This is a genomic window from Streptomyces sp. NPDC020731, assembly GCF_044334705.1.
Lineage (GTDB): Bacteria > Actinomycetota > Actinomycetes > Streptomycetales > Streptomycetaceae > Streptomyces.
Genome location: NZ_JBIRTN010000053.1, coordinates 1 through 1,337 on the forward strand (window position 1 = coordinate 1; position 1,337 = coordinate 1,337).

Sequence of the window (1,337 nt, forward strand, 5' to 3'; positions counted from 1 at the left end):
GGGTGTGTCCAGCGAGTGGTGTAACTCGTGGGTTGGTTGTTACCGCTGGGTCGCGGTGAGGCGGCCGTCGAAGGCGATATCGAAGGCTTGGAGGGCCGGCTTCCATCGCCTGGTCCAGCGTTTCGCGCCGTTCCCGGTCGGGTCCAGGCTCATGACCGCGAGGTAGACGCACTTGAGGGCGGCCTGCTCGGTGGGGAAGTGCCCGCGGGCGCGGACGGCCTTGCGGATCCGGGCGTTCACACTCTCGATTACGTTCGTCGTGCACACGATCTTGCGGATCTCCACGTCGAACCGGAGGAAGGGAACGAACTCCGCCCAGGCACGTTCCCACAACCGCACGATGGCCGGGTATTTCGCTCCCCATTCCTCGGAGAACTCCAGGAACCGCTCCATGGCGGCCTCCTCGGTCGGTGCCGTGCAGACCGGGCGGAGGGCCTTGGCGATCTTCTCCCAGTCCTGGCGGCCCGCGTACTTGAAGCTGTTGCGGAGCAGGTGAACGACGCAAGTTCGCACGATCGTCGCAGGCCAGACGGTGTTCACCGCGTCCGGGAGTCCGGTCAGTCCGTCGCAGACCAGCATCAGGACGTCCCGCACCCCCCGGTTCTTGATCTCGGTGAGGACCTGAAGCCAGTACTTGGCGCCCTCGCCGCCATCGCCGACCCACAGGCCCAGAATGTCGCGGGTGCCCTCGGCGGTCACGGCCAGCGCCATGTAGACAGGACGGTTGGCGACCTGCCCGTCCCGGACCTTGACGTGCACACAGTCGATGAAGACCACCGGATACACCGCGTCCAGGGGCCGGTGCTGCCATTCCAGCATGCCGGCGACCACGCTGTCGGTGATCGTGGAGATGGTCTGCTTCGACACCTCGGTGCCGTAGACCTCGGCGAGGTGTGCGGAGATCTCCCCGTGCGTGAGGCCCTTGGCGGACAGCGACAAGACCATCTCGTCGATCCCGCCGAGCCGCCGCTGCCGCTTCTTGACCAGCATCGGCTCGAACGTGCCCGCCCGGCCCCGGGGCACCTCGATCTCGACCGGGCCAACCTCGGTGACCACCGTCTTCGCCCGGCGCCCGTTGCGGTAGTTCTCCCGCCCTCCTTCAGACTTCTCGCCGTGCTCGTGGCCCAGATGGCCGGTCAGCTCGCCCTCCAGGGCGGACTCCAGCACCCGCTTGGTCAGCTGCTGCAGCAGACCTCCCTCGCCGGTCAGCCGCAGCCCATCGGCCTGGGCCCACGCCACCAGTTGGGCGACCAGCTCGTCATCCACACCCGCCGCCGGCTCCTCTGCCCGACCCTCGGTCTCGGTGACACTCACGTCGGTCATCAACTTCCGCTTCC

Annotated in this window: 1 protein-coding gene; it reads right to left on the reverse strand. The window is 67.5% G+C overall.

Annotation, left to right across the window (positions count from 1 at the left end):
* Positions 1-39: 39 nt before the first annotated feature.
* Entirely contained in the window at positions 40-1,323 is a 1,284-nt protein-coding gene (locus ACH4VX_RS35590; RefSeq protein ID WP_398373469.1) for an IS256 family transposase, read from the reverse strand.
* Positions 1,324-1,337: the final 14 nt, after the last annotated feature.

Excerpts from the sequence above, each read along its gene's own strand:
- ACH4VX_RS35590 (WP_398373469.1), bottom strand. The coding sequence starts at position 1,323 with ATGACCGACGTGAGTGTCACCGAGACCGAGGGTCGGGCAGAGGAGCCG.